This is a genomic window from Pseudomonas sp. FFPRI_1, from assembly GCF_055384485.1.
The window spans coordinates 6,309,016-6,325,479 of record NZ_AP029168.1 but is presented as its reverse complement, the minus strand read 5'-3'; the positions used below and the strand labels follow the sequence as shown (position 1 = coordinate 6,325,479).

Below are 16,464 nucleotides of genomic sequence, written 5' to 3'. Positions count from 1 at the left end.
GGGAGGGACGGGGCTTAGCGCCGGGCCACGTCCGAGAAGTAGAACTTGTCCAGGGTGTGCCGTGATTCGGTGTATTCGAACTGCCGGCCATCCTGGAGAAAGGTCTGGTTGCTCACCACGATCACATGGCTCTGGCCGTCCAGGTCGAGCAGTTGCTGGTCGTCCTTGCTGCGCGGGCTAGCCTCGATGGTGCGCTGGGCATAGCTGATGTTCAGTTGCAGGGTCTGTTCGATGTAGGCGTAGATCGAGTGCTCGGCGATCTGCCGGTCCAGCCCCGGGATCAGTTCGGCAACGAAGTGGTTGATGTCGAGAATCACCCGCTTGCCATCGATGCGCCGCACCCGCTTGATCCGGGTGACCAGGCTGCCTTCCTCTGCCTGCAGGTGGTTTCTCAATGCGCCTTGCAGGGGGAACTGGCTGAACTCCACCACTTCGGTGCTGACGTCATCCCCCAGCCGTGGGTAGGTTTCCTGGAAGCTGACGATGCCGCCCAGCTGGAACTCGATGGGGTTGGGCGAGAGGACGAAGGTGCCCTTGCCGTGGATCTTCTGCGCAAAGCCGCGCTCCTGGAGCAGTTCGATGGCCTTGCGCACAGTGCCGCGGCTGGCCTGATAACTCTCCATCAGCTCGCTTTCCGAAGGCAGGCGGGCACCGCGCTCCAGGCGTTCGGTGGTGATGCTGGCAAGCAGATCGCTGTAGATCTGGTTGTATTTGCTCATGGAATGGCTCTGTGCCGGACTGTGCTCAAGGCAGGCACCTTAAGGGCTGGACGGTACATTTGTCCATGCGGCAGGCGTGTGGTTCGCGAGTTGAAAAGGGCGGGGCAGGGCGTTGGCGGAAGAAAAATCCTAACTCGTCTGTACGAGTTGTTGATTTAACTCGTACAGACGAGTAGTTTCCTCCCTCGGCGTGCTGCCAATAACAAAAAACTCAGGTGGAAGAACGAGCATGAGCCACGACTATTCAACGATCGCCAGCGAGTTGCTGCACAGCCTCGGTGGCGCTGACAACCTCGAACAGGCCGCCCACTGCGTGACCCGCCTGCGCCTGGCCCTCAAGGACCCGAGCCGGGTCGACAGCGCCACCCTGAACCAGATCGACCTGGTCAAGGGCTCGTTCTTCACTGGCGGGCTGTATCAGGTAGTGATCGGCCCCGGCGAGGTGGAAAAGGTCTATGCGGCGTTGCGCCAGCAGACCGGCCTCGCGGCCTCGACCATTGCCGACGTGAAGCACAAGGGCGCACAGAAGGCTCATGCGATGCAGCGTCTGGTGCGGGTGTTCTCCGATGTGTTCATGCCCATCCTGCCAGCCCTGATCATTGCCGGCCTGCTGATGGGGGTGAACAACCTGCTGGGCGCCAAGGGCATGTTCATCCAGGGCCAGACCCTGCTCGAGGCCTACCCGGATCTGGACGGGCTCTGGAGCCTGATCAACCTGATGGCCAACACCTCTTTTGTGTTCCTGCCGGCCCTGGTGGGCTGGTCGGCGGCCAAGCGTTTTGGTGGCAGTGAAATCCTCGGTATCGTCCTCGGCCTGATGCTGGTGCACCCGGACCTGCTCAATGCCTGGAACTACGGCAAGGCGGTGGCCGGGCTGGACGGCCAGCGCCTGCCGTACTTCGACATCCTCGGCCTGTTCCAGATCGAAAAGGTCGGCTATCAGGGGCAGATCCTGCCGATCCTGCTGGCCGCCTATGTGATGAGCGTGATCGAGAAATGGCTGCGGGCCCGGGTGCCCAATGCCATCACCCTGCTGGTGGTGCCCATCACCACCATCGTGGTCACCGGGGTGCTGGCCCTGGCGATCATCGGCCCGGTAACCCGCCACCTGGGCATCCTCATCACCGAAGGCGTGGTCAACCTGTTCGACCTGGCGCCGATGATCGGTGGCGCGATCTTCGGCCTGCTCTATGCGCCGCTGGTAATCACCGGCATGCACCACATGTTCCTGGCGGTCGACCTGCAGTTGATCTCGACCCAGGGCGGCACCTTCATCTGGCCGATGATCGTCATGTCCAACCTGGCCCAGGGCAGCGCGGCCCTGGCGGTGTTCACCATGAGCCGCAACGCACGGGACCGCAGCATGGCCTCGACCTCGGCCATTTCGGCCTATTTCGGCATCACCGAACCGGCGATGTTCGGCGTCAACCTGCGCTACAAGTTCCCGTTCTACGCGGCCCTGATCGGCTCGGCGCTGGGCAGCATCTTCCTCTCGCTGAACAAGGTCCAGGCCTCGGCGATCGGCGTCGGCGGGTTACCGGGGTTCATCTCGATCATCCCGCAGTACATCCCGATGTTCGTGATCGGCATGGTCATCGCCCTGGTCGTGCCCTTCGTCCTGACCTGCGGCCTGAGCATGAAGATCATCCGTCCTGGCTACCGCGTGGCCTGAAGTCCCTGGCCCTTCGGCTTCCGGGCTCGTCGCCCGGAGGCGGGGCGTTAGTCAAGGCCGCGTCATTTTCAAAGGAATTTGCAATGCAAGACTGGCAGCGTTCGGTGATCTACCAGATCTACCCCAAGAGTTTTCACAGCCATTCAGGCCAGGCCACCGGCGATTTGCTGGGGGTGGTGGACAAGCTCGACTACCTGGAGTGGCTCGGGGTCGACTGCCTGTGGCTGACCCCATTCCTGCGCTCGCCGCAGCGGGACAACGGCTATGACATCAGCGACTACTACGCCATCGACCCCAGTTACGGCAGCATGGCCGACTGCGAACGGCTGATCGAGGAAGCCGGCAAGCGCGGCATCAAGCTGATGCTGGACATCGTGGTCAATCACACTTCCATCGAGCACGAGTGGTTCCAGCAGGCCCGCAGCAGCCTGGACAACCCCTACCGGGACTTCTACATCTGGCGCGATGAGCCCAACAACTGGGAGTCCAAGTTCGGCGGCTCGGCCTGGGAATACGAAGCGCAGACCGGCCAGTACTACCTGCACCTGTTCGACCACACCCAGGCCGACCTCAACTGGGACAACCCCCGGGTGCGCGCCGAAGTGTTCAAGATGATGCGCTTCTGGCGGGACAAGGGGGTGGGCGGATTCCGTCTCGATGTGATCAACCTGATCTCCAAGCCGGCGGATTTTCCCGAGGACCAGAGTGATGGCCGGCGCTTCTATACCGACGGCCCGAACGTTCATGAGTACTTGCAGGAAATGCATCGGGAAGTGTTCGCCGGCCATGACCTGGTGAATGTCGGCGAGATGTCGTCCACCCGCCTGGAACACTGCATCCGCTACTCGAACCCGGAGTCGAAGGAGCTGTCCATGACCTTCAACTTCCATCACCTGAAGGTGGATTACCCCAATCAGCAGAAGTGGTTGCGGGCCGATTTCGACTTCCTTGAACTCAAGCGCATCCTCTCCGACTGGCAGTGCGGCATGCAGGCCGGCGGCGGCTGGAATGCACTGTTCTGGTGTAACCACGACCAGCCCCGGGTGGTATCGCGCTTTGGCGACGACGGCGAACACCGGGTGGTGTCGGCGAAGATGCTGGCCACCGCATTGCACCTGCTGCAGGGCACGCCCTTCGTGTACCAGGGCGAAGAGTTGGGCATGACCAATCCTCACTTCGAACGCATCGAGCAGTATCGCGACGTCGAGACCCTGAACATCTACCGCCTCAAGCGCGAGGCCGGTGAAGAGCCGCAGGCCATCATGGCGGCGATCCAGCAGAAGTCCCGGGACAACGGGCGTACGCCAATGCAGTGGAATGCCGGGGCCAATGCCGGTTTCAGCAGCGGTACCCCCTGGATCGAGGTCGCGGCCAACGCTGGCCAGATCAATGTCCAGGCACAGCTCGACGACCCGCAATCAGTGCTGCACCACTATCGCCAATTGATCGCGTTGCGCCGTGAGCAGGGTTTGATCCAGCACGGCGTCTATCGCCAATTGCTGCCCGAGCATCCGCAGGTCTGGGCCTACGTACGGGAAGGGCAGGGCGAGCGACTGCTGGTGGTGAACAACTTCTACGGTTCGCCGTGCGAGGTTGAATTGCCGCAGGAGGTCATCGACCCGGGCATGCAGCAGCGTCTGCTGATCAGCAACTACCCGGGTGATGGCGCCCGCAGCCGGCATTTGCTGCTGCGGCCCTATGAGTCCTTCGTCCTGCACCTGACCGACTGCTGACAATCCTCGCAGAAGCTGCCGGGCGGTTTCCGTCTGCCGTGAATGCGCTGTTGCAGATACAGCGCAGGGCTTCGTTCGTCGGCCAGCCGGCTTCTGCGGATCGAAATATCACAATAAAAATAATGGGGTGGCTTATGAAAACAACAATAAATCGCGGCCTGGCGGCGTCCTGCCTGTGCCTGGCATTGCCCTTTCCGGCCCTGGCCCTGGAGTTCGCCGGCTACCTGCGCAGCGGCCTTGGCACTTCGGTCAACAGCGGCCCGCAATCCTGCTTTCAGCTACCTGGCGCGCCCTCCAAGTACCGCCTGGGCAACGAGTGCGAGCAGTACGCCGAGCTTGAGCTGCGCCAGGACCTGTACACCCTGGAGGACGGTTCGGTACTCAGCGTCGACGGCATGGCCTCGCTCTACAACCGCTACGACCGCAACCTGACTTTCCAGGGCGAGAACGGCTCGGCGCGCATGCCGCAGATGTACGCCCAGTGGTCGAACCTGCCCAGCCTCAATGGCGGCTCGCTGTGGGCCGGGCGCCGTTACTACAAGCGTAACGATATCCATATCTCTGACTTCTACTACTGGAACCAGAGTGCCACCGGCGGCGGCATCGAGGACGTGCGCATCGGCGATCTGAAATACAGCTACGCCTTTTCCCGCAAGGACAACCTCTACCAGAAGCAGGCCGTGAGCCGTCATGACTTCAACGTTGCCGGTTTCCAGACCAACCCCGGCGGCGAGCTGGAGCTGGGCCTGAGTTACCTGGAAAAGCCCGATCGCCGTGGTGCCCACAATGGCTGGGCGATCACCACCCAGCATGTGCAGAAAGACTTTTTCGGCGGCAAAAACAAACTGGCCCTGCAATACGGTGAGGGGCCCGGTACCGGCCTGGGCTACACCGGCAATCCCTACCTGGATGACGGCAACAAGAGCTATCGCCTGGTGGAGTTCTTCGATTGGCAGGTCACCCCGCGCTTTGGCGGCCAGGTAGAGGCGGTCTATCAGAAGGACATCCGCCCCGACGGCCAGGACCAGAACTGGATCTCCCTGGGGGTGCGCCCGGCCTATGCAATCACCGAACAGTTCAAGCTGGTGACCGAGTTTGGTCATGATCAGGTGGAGGCGCCCGGGGGCACCCGCAAACTCAGCAAGTTCACCTTCGCGCCCACCTGGTCACCCAAGGGGCCGGAGTTCTGGGCGCGGCCCGAGGTGCGCCTGTATTACACCTATGCCAGTTGGAACGAGGCCGCCAAACGCGCGGCCAACGAACTGGCGGCCGGCTCCGCGCTGTCTGACAGTGGTGTCTTCGGCACCGCGCGGCACGGTGCGAACGTCGGTTTGCAGGTCGAGTACTGGTGGAAATAAGCGATGCTGTCGGGGCTCGCGCTCCATCGGCACTTCAAGGAATCATTAGCAGGTGACGTCATGGCCATAACCCAACCTTTGCAATTGCTCGCGCCCCTGTCCGGGGTGCTACTGCCCCTGGAGCAGGTGCCCGACCCGGTGTTTTCCAGCCGGGTGATCGGCGACGGCGTGTGCATCGACCCGACTTCCCAGACCCTCTGCGCACCTCTGTCCGGAGTGGTCAGCAACCTGCAGCACAGCGGCCATGCGGTGAGCATCACGGGTGAACAGGGCCAGCAGGTGCTGATGCACATCGGGCTGGACACAGTGAACCTCGCGGGCAAGGGCTTCACCTGTCTGGTCGAGGAGGGTCAGCAGGTCTCGGCAGGCCAGCCGCTGATCGAGTTCGATGCTGATTATCTGGCCCGGCACGCGCGCAGCCTGTTGACCCTGATGCTGGTGGTCAGTGGCGAGGCAGTGACGGGGCTGGTGTCCGGCAGCCTGCTGGTGGAACTGGGACAGCCAGTGTTGCAGATCGAGCCCGCCTTCGCAGAGGAGGGGGCCAAGGCCGAAGGCGCTGAAGCAGAGGCGCTGTTTTCCAAACCGCTGGTCCTGGGCAACCCCCAGGGGCTGCACGCACGTCCGGCGGCGTTGCTGGCCCAGGCCGCCAAGGGCTTTGCCGCGAATATCTGCCTGCACCGGCGCCAGGACTCGGCCAATGCCAAGTCCCTGGTGTCGATCATGGCGTTGCAGACGGTGCAGGGCGATGTCTTGCAGGTCAGTGCTGCGGGGGCGGATGCCGAGCAGGCGATCCAGGTTCTGGTGGCGCTGCTGGTCTCGGGTTGTGGCGAGAAAGGCAGTGCTGCGGCGCCGAGTCCTGAGCCAGTAGCGGCGCGGGATGAGTCGCTGGAGACGGTTCTGCGGGGTGTCTGTGCGTCACCGGGTTCGGCGGTCGGCCAGGTGGTCCAGGTGGCTGAGCAACACCTGCAGATAAGCGAGTTGGCGGCGAACCCGGAGCAGGAGCGCGAAATTCTTGAGCGGGCCTTGCTAGAGGCGCTCCGGGGCCTGCAACGGCTGCGGGACAATGCCCCGGGTGAAGCACAGCAGGAAATCTTCCGTGCCCACCAGGAACTCCTCGACGACCCGAGCCTGTTGGAGCAGGCCGAAGCCCTGATTGTCACCGGCAAGAGCGCCGCCTTTGCCTGGAGCCGTGCCATCGAGGTCACCGCCGAGCTGTTCAAGGGCCTGGGCAGTGCGCTGCTGGCTGAGCGCGCGGTGGATCTGGCGGACGTCGGCCAACGGGTGCTCAAGCTGATTCTCGGGGTGCAGGAGCATGTCCTGAGCTTGCCGGACCAGGCAATTCTGATTGCCGAGCAACTGACCCCCTCGCAGACCGCCAGCCTGGACACGGCCAAGGTGCTGGGGTTTGCCACCGTCGGCGGGGGCGCCACCAGCCACGTGGCGATCCTCGCCCGGGCCCTGGGCCTGCCGGCGATCTGCGGCCTGTCGCCCCAGGTTCTGGCCCTGGCCAACGGTACCCGGGTATTGCTGGATGCCGAGCGTGGCGAGCTGCATACCGATCCGGACCCGCAATTGCTCCAGCAACTCGATGCCCAGCGCCAGCAGCAACGCCAGCGCCAGCAGCAGGACCTGGCACAGGCGACGCTTCCTGCGGTGACCCGTGATGGCCATCATCTGGAAGTCACGGCCAACATCGCGTCCCTGGCGGAGGCCGAGCAGGCAATGAGACTGGGAGGCGAAGGCGTCGGCCTGTTGCGTTCGGAGTTCCTCTTCCAGGACCGTAGTCACGCCCCGAGCCTTGAAGAGCAGGCCGGTACTTACCAGGTGATTGCCCGCGCCTTGGGCCCCGGGCGCAATCTGGTGGTACGGACCCTGGATGTCGGTGGCGATAAACCCCTGGCCTATGTGCCCATGGACAGCGAGGCCAATCCTTTCCTCGGTCTGCGTGGTATCCGCCTGTGCCTCGAGCGTCCCGAACTGCTGCGGGAGCAGTTCCGGGCGATACTCACCAGCGCCGGGCAGGCACGGCTGCACATCATGTTGCCCATGGTCAGCCAGCTCGCGGAGCTGCGCCAGGCGCGGCAGATCCTTGATCAAGAGGTCCTGGCCCTGGGGCTGTCGGAGCGACCGAAGCTGGGCATCATGATCGAGGTGCCTTCGGCAGCCCTGATGGCGGATCGCTTTGCCCCGGAGGTGGACTTTTTCTCCATCGGCACCAACGACCTGACCCAGTACACCCTGGCCATGGACCGGGACCATCCGCGCCTGGCCAGCCAGGCCGACAGCTTCCACCCGGCGGTCCTGCGCCTGATCGCCAGCACGGTGCAGGCGGCCCATGCCCACGGCAAATGGGTCGGCGTTTGTGGCGCACTGGCCTCGGAGGTCCTGGCGGTGCCCTTGTTGCTGGGCCTGGGCGTGGATGAGCTGTCGGTGAGCGTGCCGCTGATCCCGGCCATCAAGGCACGGGTGCGCGAGCTGGATCTGGCCCAGTGCCAGGCCTTGGCCGCCGGTATTGTCGAACTGGAAGACGCTGCGCAGGTGCGTGAATACCTGCATCAACAACAGGCCGCTGTGGCCACCGCTTCACCGGTTCTGGAGAGCTGAAGATGTTCGAGAAATTGCAGCGTGCGTTCTGGAAGGCCCTGACTCCCGACCTGGTGCCCGACTCGCCGAAAGCGCCCCAGGCCAGGGCTGGCGACAACCTGCTGGACGAAGCCAAGCTTGCGGCGCTGGGGGGCAGGGCCAACATCAAGAGCCAGCAACGCCTGGCCCTGACTCGGGTACGGGTGGAGCTGCACGATTCGCAGTTGCTGGACGCCAGTGCCCTGCGGGTGGCCGGAGTGCCGGCGGTGATGACACTCTCGGGCGGGGTGCTGCACCTGCTGGTGGGGTTGCAGGAATGAGGTGCCCAGTGTGCCTGCAAGCAAGCCGCGCCAGCGCTGGCTGGCCGGCGGCCTGGGCATTTGCTTAGCCGCGCAGCTGCGTCCCGTCGCCGCGCCGGCCTTACTGTTTCCCAACTGCAGGTGTATCGTATTCGCCTTTTGCGGGCCTGGGTCCGCCGCGGATACGTGAGGTAGTTGAGTCCATGTCCTTTACCCGTCGACAAATACTCGGTGGTCTGGCCGGTCTGGTGGTGGTTGGCGTGGGCGCGGGAGGCGCCTCGCGCTACTGGCTGGGAAAGAGGGCCGACGCTGAGGCGGGGCATGACTACGAGCTGATTGCGGCGCCCCTGGATGTGGAGCTGGTAGCGGGCCACAAGACCGAGGCCTGGGCCTTCGGCCCCTCGGCTCCGGGCACCGAGCTGCGGGTGCGCCAGGGCGAATGGCTGCGGGTGCGCTTCATCAACCACCTGCCGGTGGCCACCACCATCCACTGGCACGGTATCCGCTTGCCGCTGGAAATGGATGGCGTGCCCTACGTCTCGCAGTTGCCGGTACTGCCCGGTGAGTATTTCGACTACAAGTTCCGGGTGCCGGATGCCGGCAGCTATTGGTATCACCCCCACGTGAGCAGCAGCGAAGAGCTGGGCCGTGGCCTGGTGGGCCCGCTGATTGTCGAAGAGCGCGAGCCTACCGGGTTCAAGTACGAGCGCACCCTGAGCCTGAAGAACTGGCACGTGGACGAAGAGGGCGCCTTCCTGCCCTTCAGCATCCCCCGGGAAGCGGCGCGGGGTGGCACCGCCGGGCGCCTGTCGACCATCAATGGCGTGCCCCAGGCGGTGATCGACCTGCCGGCCGGGCAGATCACCCGGGTGCGCCTGCTCAACCTCGACAACACCCTGACCTACCGCATCAACATTCCCGACGTCGAGGCACAGATCTACGCCCTGGACGGCAACCCCATCGAACCGCGGCCCCTGGGCAAGGAATACTGGCTGGGCCCGGGCATGCGCATCTGCCTGGCGATCAAGGCCCCGGCGGCAGGCGAAGAGCTGTCCCTGCGCAACGGCCCGGTGCGCCTGGGCACCTTGCGCTCGGTGGCCAATACTGACGCGCCCACGACCTGGCCGCCCGCGTTGCCGGCCAACCCGGTGGCCGAGCCGGATCTCGACAACGCCGAGAAGCTCAACTTCAATTTCGAGTGGGTGGGCTCGGTCTCGGTGAATGTGGACAACGGCAAGCCGCCGAGCCTGTGGCAGATCAATGGCCAGGCCTGGGACATCACCGACAAGACCTGCGCCGACCGCCCGATTGCCACGCTGAAAAAGGGCAAGAGCTACATTTTCGAATTGAAGAACATGACCCAGTACCAGCACCCGATCCACTTGCATGGCATGAGCTTCAAGGTCATTGCCTCGAACCGCCACAAGGTCACCCCGTACTTCACCGACACTTACCTGTTGGGCAAGAACGAGCGTGCCCGGGTGGCATTGGTGGCGGATAACCCGGGGGTCTGGATGTTCCATTGCCACGTGATCGACCACATGGAAACCGGCCTGATGGCCGCAATCGAGGTGGTGTGATGCGCCAGATTCGCCCCGCGTCGATCATCGACCGCAGTCGTGACCAGGACTTCATGCGCGAGGCCCTGGCCCTGGCCGCCGAAGGCGCGGCCCTGGGAGAAGTGCCCGTGGGGGCGGTGCTGGTGCTGGACGGCGAGATCATCGGCCGCGGCTACAACTGCCCCATCAGCGGCAGCGATCCCAGCGCCCACGCCGAGATGGTGGCGATCCGTGCCGCTGCCCAGGCGGTGAGCAACTACCGCCTGCCCGGCAGCACCCTGTACGTGACCCTGGAGCCCTGCAGCATGTGCGCCGGGCTGATCGTGCATTCGCGCATTGCCCGGGTGGTGTACGGCGCCCTGGAGCCCAAGGCCGGCATCGTGCAGAGCCAGGGCCAGTTCTTCACCCAGGGCTTTCTCAACCATCGGGTGCTGTACGAGGGTGGAGTGCTGGCCGAGGAGTGCGGCGCGGTGCTGAGCGAGTTCTTCAAGGCGCGCAGGGCGCGCTGATCTCCAACGCGTCTGCGGTTTTCGCGAGCAAGCTCGCTCCTACAAAGAACCGTAGGAGCCGGCTTGCCGGCGAAGAGGCCCTCGAGCCTTGCCGCTTTGGCGGGCGCCTTCGCTGGCAAACGGAACGCCGCCCGGCCAGCTCCTACAGGGCGTGGCGCGGTTATTTTCTGGCGACTATCACGGCACGCATCGGTGCCGGCAGGCCTTCGATGGTCTTGCTGTGGTCATTCGGGTCGAGAAAGTCGCTCAGGGACTGATACTTCATCCACTCGGTGCCGCGCTGTTCCTCGATGCTGGTCACGCTGACATCCACGCAACGCACATCGCTGAAACCGGCCCGTCGCAGCCACAGTTCCAGGGCCGGTACTGATGGCAGGAACCACACGTTGCGCATCTGCGCGTAACGGTCCTCCGGCACCAGCACCTGATGCTGGTCGCCTTCCACCACCAGGGTTTCCAGCACCAGTTCACCGCCCTTGACCAGGCAGTCCTTGAGCGCCAGCAGGTGTTCGATGGGCGAACGGCGGTGGTAGAACACCCCCATGGAAAATACCGTGTCGAAGCCTTCCAGGTTGGGCGGCAGGTCTTCGAAGGGGAACGGCAGGTGCCACACCGAGGGCTCCGACAGGTAGCGCTGTACCGCCTGGAACTGGCAGAAGAACAGCCAGTTGGGGTCGACGCCGATCACGCTGTGGGCGCCGGCGCCGAGCATGCGCCACATGTAGTAGCCATTGCCGCAACCGACATCGAGGATGCGCTTGCCCTTGAGATCCAGGTGCGGTGCCACCCGTGACCACTTCCAGTCCGAGCGCCATTCGGTGTCCACATGCACCCCGAACAGGTCGAAGGGGCCCTTGCGCCAGGGCGACAGGCCCATCAGCGCGTCATGCATCTGTGCCCGGGTGGCGTCGTCGCACTCGGTGTCCAGGCGCAGGCCATTGATCAGGTCGACCTCGCTGGGCTGGATCTTCGGCAGCGCATCCAGGGCGCTCTGCCAGCGTTCGAGATCGCCGTGGCCTTTTTCCATCTTGGCATCGAGCTGGGCTTGCAGGCCGGCGGCCCATTCGGCCAGGGGCGTGCCCGCCAGGCGGCGGGCGAGGGGGGACAGATCAATCATGGCAAGGCAATCAACGAGGCAAAGTTAAGACACTGGAACCACGGCACGACTTTCGAGAACCCGGCGGCCAGCAGGCGCTCACGGTGTTCTTCGAGGCTGTCGGGCTTCATGACGTTTTCGATGGCGCTGCGCTTCTGGGCAATTTCCAGTTCGCTGTAGCCGTTGGCGCGCTTGAAGGCGATGTGCAGGTCGGTGAGCAGCGCGTGTTCTTCACTGTCGTTGAAGCGCAGCTTCTCCGAGAGGATCAGCGCGCCGCCGGGCAGCAGCGACTGGCGGATGCGACCGAGCAGGGCCAGGCGCTGCTCCGGGGCGATGAACTGCAAGGTGAAGTTCAGCGCCACCACCGAGGCCGGTTGGAATTCCAGGGCGAGGATATCGCCCTCGATCACTTGCACCGGCAGCAACTCCTGGAACATCGAATCCTGGCCGTTGAGGTACTCGCGGCAGCGCTCGACCATGGCCGCCGAGTTGTCCACGGCGATCACCCGGCAGCCATCGGTGCGCACATGGCGACGCAGGGCCTGGGTCACCGCGCCCAGGGACGCGCCCAGGTCGTAGAGCACGCTGTGTGGCTGGGCGAACTGCGCCGCCAGCACCCCGAGGTTTTCGACAATGGTCGGGTAACCCGGCACCGAGCGCTTGATCATGTCCGGGAACACCCGCACCACGTCCTCGTTGAAGGCGAAGTCAGGCACCTGGGCCAGGGGCTGGGCGAAAAGGCGGTCGGGTTCTTTGCTCACGGCGGTTCCGGCGGTGGAGAAATAAAAAGGCCGGCATTGTAGCCGCTGACGCTGGCGACGATAAGGCCCGCAGGGCCTTCACGGGCGCCAGGGCGACACAAGGTGTGCGGCTGTTCGCCGGCAAGCCGGCTCCTGCAGATTGCAGGGACCGGCCTGCCGGCGCAGGCGCCTCAGCGCGGCTTCTGGCTGAACGCCGAAGCGGCAATGCCCCACTGGCCCAGCCAGTAGAAAATGATGATCAGGTACGGCGCGGCATCGAAGGCCACCACGAAGCGGCTGATACCGATCAGGCTGTCGGAGAAGGCAAAGCTCAAGGCGCCCACTGCCGCAAGCAGCGCAGAGCGCTTGGGCACTTCACTGCCCAGGCGCGCCAGGGCCCGCCAGAGCATCGCGCTGATGGTCAGGGCATAGACGATCACCGGGATCAGCAACGGCCCCAGGCCGTGGGAGATCAGGATGCCCAGCAGCACTGCGCCAATGGCCAGGGCCACGACCAGAGGCAGCAGGGCGATACGCCGGCAGTCGCTGAGGTAGGCCTTGAGGTAGGCCAGGTGCGCCACCAGGAAGGCCCCGAGGCCGAACACGAAGAGGTCCGTGGGCCAGGCCAGCAAGGTGTCGCCGAGCACGGAAAACAGCAGCCCGATGATGATCCAGCGCCGGTAGTCCCCGGGCGGCGCATCGTGCAACCAGCCCAGCAGGGCCAGCACCGGCAGTGGCTTGACCAGCAGGCAGAGCAGGGTGGCATGCACGCTGACCCCGTAGAGGAAGGTGGCGGCGCCCATCAGCGCGAGGATCAGCCAGCCCATGTCAATTCACCGTGATCGAGCAGTCGAAGGCCTTCACCGGGGCTTCTTCCGGTGCCCAGGGTTGCTGATAGGTCAGCAGCAGGCGCCCGGTGCCAGTGGCGAAGGCCTGGAAGCGCCAGGTCGATTGCCCACCGCTGCCCACCAGTCCGGTGTCTTCGGGGTTGCTGTAGACCTCGGGGCTGACCTTGCGCAGGATGCCGCCGGCCGAATCCTGGATGGCCCAGCGATAGCCGGTGGTGGGGTTGCTCGGCAGGGTCAGGGTCAGGGTTTGCCCGTTGTGCAGTTGCAGGGGGCACTGGTTCGAGTTTTCCACGGTGACGTTCTGCTTGGGCTGGCTGGCGCAGGCGCCAAGCAGGGCGAGGCTGAGTAGGGCAAGAAGGCGGTGTGCAGGCATGGGTCAGGAAGCTCCGATCATTCGTGACGAACGGCGAGCATAACTGAAGATGATGGGCGGTGTAGGGGAGGGATGGAGGTTGGCGGTTATGGCCTGTCGCCGGCCAGCCGGCTCCTACCGAAGTTCAAGGTAGGAGCCGGCTGGCCGACGCTGGGATTTAGAACAACACCTTGGCCACGTCGGCAAAGCGCTTGGCGAAGTGCACGGTGATGCCTTCCTTGAGGTAGTCCGGCAGCTCTTCGAAATGCCCGCGGTTGGGCTCCGGGAGAATCAGCTCGTGGATCTTCTGCCGCCGCGCTGCAATGACTTTCTCGCGCACCCCGCCAATCGGCAGCACGTGGCCGGTGAGGGTCAGCTCGCCGGTCATGGCCACGCCTTTTTTCGGTGGCTGGTTGCGCGCCAGGGACAGCAGTGCGCTGGCCATGGTCACCCCGGCACTGGGGCCGTCCTTGGGCGTGGCGCCTTCCGGCACGTGCAGGTGGACAAAGGCTTCATCGAAGAAACCGCTGTCGCCGCCGAACTGCTTGAGGTGGGAACTGACATAGCTGTAGGCGATTTCCGCCGATTCCTTCATCACGTCACCCAACTGCCCGGTGAGCTTGAAGCCACGGTTGAGGGTGTGGATGCGTGTCGCCTCGATGGGCAACGTGGCGCCACCCATGCTGGTCCAGGCCAGGCCGGTGATGACCCCGGTGCCGTTCAGCACCTGTTCGTTGCGAAACACCGGCATGCCCAGGGAGGCTTCCAGGTCCTTGGGGCCGATCTTGAGGGTCGCGTCCGGTTCATCCAGCAGCTTGACCACGGCCTTGCGCACCAGCTTGCCCAGTTGCTTCTCCAACTGGCGCACCCCGGCTTCCCGGGCGTAGCCGTCGATCACCGTGCGCAGGGCGCTGTCGCTGATGCTCAGGCTGCTCTTGGCCACGCCGGCTTTCTCCAACTGCTTGGGCCACAGGTGGCGCTTGGCGATGGCGAGTTTTTCCTCGGTGATGTAACCCGACAGGCGAATCACTTCCATGCGGTCGAGCAACGGCCCGGGAATCGAGTCCAGGGTGTTGGCGGTGCACACGAACAGGACCTTGGACAGGTCCATGCGCAGGTCCAGGTAGTGGTCGAGGAAATCGACGTTCTGTTCCGGATCCAGGGTTTCCAGGAGCGCCGAGGCCGGGTCGCCCTGGTAGCTCTGGCCCATCTTGTCGATCTCGTCGAGCATGATCACCGGGTTCATCACCTCCACATCCTTGAGCGCCTGCACCAGCTTGCCCGGCTGGGCGCCGATGTAGGTACGGCGGTGGCCCTTGATCTCGGCTTCATCGCGCATGCCGCCGAGGCTGAAGCGATAGAACGGCCGCCCGAGGGATTCGGCGATGGATTTGCCGACGCTGGTCTTGCCGACGCCGGGCGGGCCCACCAGCAGCACGATGGAGCCGCTGATCTCGCCCTTGTAGGCACCCACCGCGAGGAATTCGAGGATGCGGTCCTTGATGTCGTCGAGGCCGGCGTGGTGTTTGTCCAGCACCTTGCGCGCGTGCTTGAGGTCCAGCTTGTCTTCGCCGAATACGCCCCAGGGCACCGCGGTGGCCCATTCCAGGTAATTGCGGGTGACGGCGTATTCCGGGGAGCCCGTCTCGAGGATCGACAGCTTGTTCATCTCCTCTTCGATGCGCTTTTGCGCCTGGGGCGGCAGGACCTTGCCCTGCAGGCGCTGCTCGAACTGTTCTAGGTCGGCGCTGCGGTCGTCCTTGGTCAGCCCCAGTTCCTGCTGGATCACCTTGAGCTGTTCCTTGAGGAAGAACTCGCGCTGATGTTCGCCGATCTTGCGGTTGACCTCGGCGGAGATCTCTTTCTGCAGCCGTGCGACTTCCACTTCCTTGCGCAGCATCGGCAGGACTTTCACCATGCGCTTGAGCATCGGCACGCAGTCCAGCACTTCCTGCAGTTCATTGCCGGTGGCGGAGGTCAGGGCTGCGGCGAAGTCGGTCAGGGGCGACGGGTCATTGGGGCTGAAGCGGTTGAGGTAGTTCTTCAGCTCTTCGCTGTACAGCGGGTTGAGCGGCAGCAGTTCCTTGATCGCGTTGATCAGCGCCATGCCGTAGGCCTTGACCTCGTCGGTGGGCTCGTTGGGCTGGTGCGGGTATTCGACTTCCACCAGGTAGGGCGGACGATGATGCTTGAGCCAGGTGCGGATGCGCACCCGGGTCAGGCCCTGGGCGACGAATTGCAGTTTGCCGTTCTCGCGGCTGGCGTGATGGACCTTGACCAGGGTGCCGTACTCCGGCAGTGCGGAGGTATCGAAGTGCCGTGGGTCTTCCTGGGGGGTGTCCATGAAAAACAGGGCGAGGGAGTGATGATCGGATTTGCTCACCAGCTCCAGGGTTTCGGCCCAGGGCTCTTCGTTGACGATGACCGGCAGCACCTGTGCCGGGAAGAACGGCCGATTGTGAATCGGGATGATGTAGACCTTGTCCGGCAGATTCTGCCCGGGCAGGGCCAGGCCGGTGCCCTGGGCTGCCGGGTGTTCGGTATTTTCCGGATCGACGTAGTCACGCAGGTCTTCGGGAAATTCTTGCTGGTCGCTCATGGAGGCTCCTGCACGATGGGCTATGCAGGTTAGATGGGGCAGGTCGCGGCGGGTTTCAATGGGCGACTGGTTTCAGCATTTTTCAAGGTGCCAGGGCAGCGGGTACGGTGCGGCTTCAGTTGGCTGGCCTGATGCCGCCGAGCGTGCAGCCAGCGGCTCCTCAGGCTGTTTCCAGGCGCTGCCAAGGTCGTGGGAACAAGGCTTGCCCCTGTACTTTTAGGGCTGTTTTGTTGTTTTTTGTCAATAAAATGACTGCGCAATCACCTGTTTTATTGCGTGATCTTCTGTAATTTGAGGATTAATCTGAGTGCCTGGAATGTCGGAATGAATCTGGCATTTATTTGACGCACGCATTCAGCTTGTCAGAGGGATGGGTATGAGGAACGGATTTTTCAGC

The 16,464-nt window shown here is 63.9% G+C and carries 13 protein-coding genes; 7 read left to right on the top strand and 6 right to left on the bottom strand.

Annotated elements, in window-relative coordinates; translation table 11 throughout:
• Positions 1–14 precede the first annotated feature (14 nt).
• Positions 15–719, bottom strand: a complete 705-nt coding sequence (gene treR / locus ACZ5BO_RS28185) for a trehalose operon repressor (RefSeq protein ID WP_464697103.1) — start codon at positions 717–719, stop codon at positions 15–17.
• Between the two features lie 229 nt (positions 720–948).
• On the opposite strand from treR, the gene treP reads away from it, so the two are divergent.
• From treP to tadA, 7 genes are all read left to right on the top strand, one after another.
• Positions 949–2,391 (top strand): PTS system trehalose-specific EIIBC component, encoded by a 1,443-nt coding sequence (gene treP, locus ACZ5BO_RS28180; RefSeq protein ID WP_025129578.1) that lies wholly within the window; start codon positions 949–951, stop codon positions 2,389–2,391.
• An 83-nt stretch (positions 2,392–2,474) separates the two neighbouring features.
• Positions 2,475–4,124 (top strand): alpha,alpha-phosphotrehalase, encoded by a 1,650-nt coding sequence (treC, locus tag ACZ5BO_RS28175; protein ID WP_464697102.1) that lies wholly within the window; start codon positions 2,475–2,477, stop codon positions 4,122–4,124.
• 134 nt (positions 4,125–4,258) lie between these two features.
• Entirely contained in the window at positions 4,259–5,482 is a 1,224-nt protein-coding gene (locus tag ACZ5BO_RS28170; protein WP_464697101.1) for a carbohydrate porin, read from the top strand.
• 60 nt (positions 5,483–5,542) lie between these two features.
• Complete coding sequence (ptsP, locus tag ACZ5BO_RS28165; protein ID WP_464697100.1) at positions 5,543–8,086, top strand: phosphoenolpyruvate--protein phosphotransferase; 2,544 nt, start codon at positions 5,543–5,545, stop codon at positions 8,084–8,086.
• A gap of 2 nt (positions 8,087–8,088) precedes the next feature.
• Positions 8,089–8,385, top strand: a complete 297-nt coding sequence (locus tag ACZ5BO_RS28160; RefSeq protein WP_464697099.1) for a PTS transporter subunit EIIB — start codon at positions 8,089–8,091, stop codon at positions 8,383–8,385.
• 182 nt (positions 8,386–8,567) lie between these two features.
• Positions 8,568–9,944, top strand: a complete 1,377-nt coding sequence (locus ACZ5BO_RS28155; protein WP_025129583.1) for a multicopper oxidase family protein — start codon at positions 8,568–8,570, stop codon at positions 9,942–9,944.
• Positions 9,944–10,432, top strand: a complete 489-nt coding sequence (tadA, locus tag ACZ5BO_RS28150; protein WP_025129584.1) for a tRNA adenosine(34) deaminase TadA — start codon at positions 9,944–9,946, stop codon at positions 10,430–10,432. Before ACZ5BO_RS28155 ends, tadA begins: the two co-directional genes overlap by 1 nt.
• 160 nt (positions 10,433–10,592) lie before the next feature.
• On the opposite strand, the gene cmoB is transcribed toward tadA, so the two are convergent.
• The 5 genes from cmoB to lon form a co-directional block, all read right to left on the bottom strand.
• Positions 10,593–11,549, bottom strand: a complete 957-nt coding sequence (gene cmoB / locus ACZ5BO_RS28145; RefSeq protein ID WP_464697098.1) for a tRNA 5-methoxyuridine(34)/uridine 5-oxyacetic acid(34) synthase CmoB — start codon at positions 11,547–11,549, stop codon at positions 10,593–10,595.
• Positions 11,546–12,289: a carboxy-S-adenosyl-L-methionine synthase CmoA gene (gene cmoA / locus ACZ5BO_RS28140; RefSeq protein ID WP_025129586.1), complete on the bottom strand. Its 744-nt coding sequence runs from the start codon at positions 12,287–12,289 to the stop codon at positions 11,546–11,548. The genes cmoB and cmoA overlap by 4 nt, the downstream gene beginning before the upstream one ends.
• 170 nt (positions 12,290–12,459) lie before the next feature.
• Positions 12,460–13,095, bottom strand: a complete 636-nt coding sequence (locus ACZ5BO_RS28135; protein WP_025129587.1) for a lysoplasmalogenase — start codon at positions 13,093–13,095, stop codon at positions 12,460–12,462.
• A gap of 1 nt (position 13,096) precedes the next feature.
• Positions 13,097–13,489, bottom strand: a complete 393-nt coding sequence (locus ACZ5BO_RS28130) for a protease inhibitor I42 family protein (protein WP_025129588.1) — start codon at positions 13,487–13,489, stop codon at positions 13,097–13,099.
• Between the two features lie 157 nt (positions 13,490–13,646).
• On the bottom strand, positions 13,647–16,067 hold the full coding sequence (lon, locus tag ACZ5BO_RS28125; protein ID WP_025129589.1) for an endopeptidase La: 2,421 nt from the start codon (positions 16,065–16,067) through the stop codon (positions 13,647–13,649).
• Positions 16,068–16,464 lie beyond the last annotated feature (397 nt).

Excerpts from the sequence above, each read along its gene's own strand:
- treR (WP_464697103.1), bottom strand. The coding sequence starts at position 719 with ATGAGCAAATACAACCAGATCTACAGCGATCTGCTTGCCAGCATCACC.
- treP (WP_025129578.1), top strand. The coding sequence starts at position 949 with ATGAGCCACGACTATTCAACGATCGCCAGCGAGTTGCTGCACAGCCTC.
- treC (WP_464697102.1), top strand. The coding sequence starts at position 2,475 with ATGCAAGACTGGCAGCGTTCGGTGATCTACCAGATCTACCCCAAGAGT.
- ACZ5BO_RS28170 (WP_464697101.1), top strand. The coding sequence starts at position 4,259 with ATGAAAACAACAATAAATCGCGGCCTGGCGGCGTCCTGCCTGTGCCTG.
- ptsP (WP_464697100.1), top strand. The coding sequence starts at position 5,543 with ATGGCCATAACCCAACCTTTGCAATTGCTCGCGCCCCTGTCCGGGGTG.
- ACZ5BO_RS28160 (WP_464697099.1), top strand. The coding sequence starts at position 8,089 with ATGTTCGAGAAATTGCAGCGTGCGTTCTGGAAGGCCCTGACTCCCGAC.
- ACZ5BO_RS28155 (WP_025129583.1), top strand. The coding sequence starts at position 8,568 with ATGTCCTTTACCCGTCGACAAATACTCGGTGGTCTGGCCGGTCTGGTG.
- tadA (WP_025129584.1), top strand. The coding sequence starts at position 9,944 with ATGCGCCAGATTCGCCCCGCGTCGATCATCGACCGCAGTCGTGACCAG.
- cmoB (WP_464697098.1), bottom strand. The coding sequence starts at position 11,549 with ATGATTGATCTGTCCCCCCTCGCCCGCCGCCTGGCGGGCACGCCCCTG.
- ACZ5BO_RS28135 (WP_025129587.1), bottom strand. The coding sequence starts at position 13,095 with ATGGGCTGGCTGATCCTCGCGCTGATGGGCGCCGCCACCTTCCTCTAC.
- ACZ5BO_RS28130 (WP_025129588.1), bottom strand. The coding sequence starts at position 13,489 with ATGCCTGCACACCGCCTTCTTGCCCTACTCAGCCTCGCCCTGCTTGGC.
- lon (WP_025129589.1), bottom strand. The coding sequence starts at position 16,067 with ATGAGCGACCAGCAAGAATTTCCCGAAGACCTGCGTGACTACGTCGAT.